Source organism: Escherichia sp. MOD1-EC5189, from assembly GCF_002966045.1.
Taxonomy (GTDB): Bacteria; Pseudomonadota; Gammaproteobacteria; order Enterobacterales; family Enterobacteriaceae; genus Escherichia; species Escherichia coli_F.
This window is the reverse complement of record NZ_PTRX01000101.1, coordinates 1-712: the sequence shown is the minus strand read 5'-3', so window position 1 is coordinate 712 and position 712 is coordinate 1. Positions and strand designations below refer to the sequence as shown.

The following is a 712-nucleotide window of genomic DNA, read 5'->3' as shown; positions in this document are numbered from 1 at the left end:
CTGCGTCGTGGTGCTGACGGTAAGCTGGGGGTTGTGGCGGATATTGGTGGTTCAGGTATGGCGATGTTTGCCCCGCAGTACAACATCGAGATCAATAACGATGGCACGAACGGGCAGATAGGTCCGGCTGCCCTGAAGGTGGTTTATGACCTCGGGAAAAAAGCGGCAGCGGACTTTATGCAACAGCAGGCCCGTGATGGTGGTCGGTTAAGTGGAGCATATCGGTAATGGAGACGTTTCACTGGAAAGTGCGCCCGGATATGAATGTGGTATCAGAGCCGAAAGTGGTGACAGTGAAGCTGGGCGATGGTTATGAACAGCGTCGTGCGGCGGGACTGAATAACCAGTTGTCGACTTACAGCGTGACGATACGTGTTCGTAAATGTGAACACCCATCTTTGAAAGCCTTTCTGGAACGGCACGGTGGCGTCCGCGCATTTCAGTGGACGCCACCTTATGACTGGAAGCCGATCAGGGTGGTTTGTCGTAAATGGTCGGCAAGCGTGGGGGCGCTGTGGGTAACCATAACGGCAGATTTTGAACAGGTCGTGGCATAGGAGGCCCTGATGCAGGATATTCCACAGGAAACACATCATGAGACGACACGCCTTACTCAGTCAGCCCAGGTGGTGCTCTGGGAAATCGATCTGACAGAGGTCGGTGGTGAACGTTATTTTTTCTGTAATGAGCAGAACGAAAAAGGTGAGCCGGT

General features: G+C 53.4%; 2 protein-coding genes and 1 pseudogene. All 3 read left to right on the top strand.

The features are described from left to right. Positions 1-228: phage tail tape measure protein (locus tag ATB02_RS25720; RefSeq protein WP_096837080.1), on the top strand; the 228-nt coding region annotated here is incomplete at its 5' end. Next, entirely contained in the window at positions 228-557 is a 330-nt protein-coding gene (locus tag ATB02_RS25715) for a phage tail protein (RefSeq protein WP_000447253.1), read from the top strand. The genes ATB02_RS25720 and ATB02_RS25715, both read left to right, overlap by 1 nt. Positions 558-566: 9 nt before the next feature. After that, positions 567-712: pseudogene (locus ATB02_RS25710) on the top strand (phage minor tail protein L); the annotation flags it as partial.

Coding starts and splice junctions, on each gene's coding strand:
- ATB02_RS25715 (WP_000447253.1), top strand. CDS start 228: ATGGAGACGTTTCACTGGAAAGTGCGCCCGGATATGAATGTGGTATCA.